Consider the following 1,352-nt stretch of genomic DNA (forward strand, 5'->3'; position numbering starts at 1 on the left):
CCATCGTGGCCGCATTCGCCAAGTCGAAAGAATAAGTAACACCCGGAGGACAATTCCAAATGAAAAAACAAGTCAAGTTCATGTGCACCGCGTTCCGTGACGGCTTCCAGTCTGTCTATGGCGCACGCGTATTCACCAAGGATTTCATGCCTGCAGTAGCTGCAGCCCGCGAGGCTGGCATCTCCCACTTCGAGGCCGGCGGCGGTGCCCGTTTCCAGTCACCGTACTTCTACTCAAATGAAGACGCCTTCGAAATGATGGACGAGTTCCGCAAAGTAGCCGGAGCCGATGCAGACCTGCAGACACTGTCGCGCGGTGTCAACGTCGTTGGACTTGACTCCTACCCCAGGGACATCATCGACCTCCACGCCAAGCTCTTCAAAAAGCACGGCATTTCCACCATCCGCAACTTTGATGCCTTAAACGATGTCAACAACCTCATCGACAGCGGCCGATCCATCGTCAATGCCGGACTGAGACACGAAGTGGTTGTTACCATGATGAGCCTTCCCCCGGGAAGCACCGGCGCACACGACCCCGACTTCTATGAAGCAACCCTCAAGCAGATTCTTGATGCCGGCATCGAATTCCAGTCCGTCTGTTTCAAGGATGCCAGCGGCACCTCCACTCCTGCGTACGTCTACGAAACCATCAAGCGCGCCCGCAAGATGCTGGGCAAGGACATGAACATTGTATTCCACAGCCATGATACCGCCGGAGTTTGCATCCAGCAGTACATGAGCGCCCTCCAAGCAGGTGCCGACCAGGTCGACCTGTCCATGATGCCTGTTTCCGGCGGCACCTGCCAGCCCGACATCATCACCATGTGGCATGCCCTGCGCAACACCGACTTCGATCTTGGCATCGATATCAAGAAGATCCGTGAAGCCGAGGCTGTATTCCAGGATTGCATGAAAGACTACATCATCCCCCCCGAAGCCATGACCGTCACTCCCGAAATCGTCTTCTCCCCGCTTCCCGGCGGCGCACTTACTGCAAACACCCAGATGCTGAGGGACAACAACCTGATGGACAAGTACCCTGCCATCGTTGAAGCCATGGCTGAGACGGTTGCAAAGGGCGGTTACGGAACCTCCGTTACCCCTGTTTCCCAGTTCTACTTCCAGCAGGCTTTCAACAACGTCATGTTCGGACCTTGGAAGAAGATTGCAGAAGGCTATGGAAAGATGGTGCTCGGCTATTTCGGCAAGACCCCCGTCGCTCCCGATCCACAAGTTGTGAAGGCTTGTTCCGAAGCCATGGGCCTGAAGCCCACCACCGAGAAAGTAGTGGACATCAACGAGAAGGATCCCAAGAAGGGCGTTGCCGCTGCAAAGGCCATGCTTGAGAAG

The 1,352-nt window shown here is 55.6% G+C and carries 1 protein-coding gene; it reads left to right on the forward strand.

The features are described 5' to 3' along the window. Positions 1-59 precede the first annotated feature (59 nt). Positions 60-1,352: biotin attachment protein (locus E0765_RS04790; protein WP_132812088.1), on the forward strand; the 1,293-nt coding region annotated here is incomplete at its 3' end.

Source organism: Sulfuricurvum sp. IAE1 (assembly GCF_004347735.1).
GTDB lineage: Bacteria > Campylobacterota > Campylobacteria > Campylobacterales > Sulfurimonadaceae > Sulfuricurvum.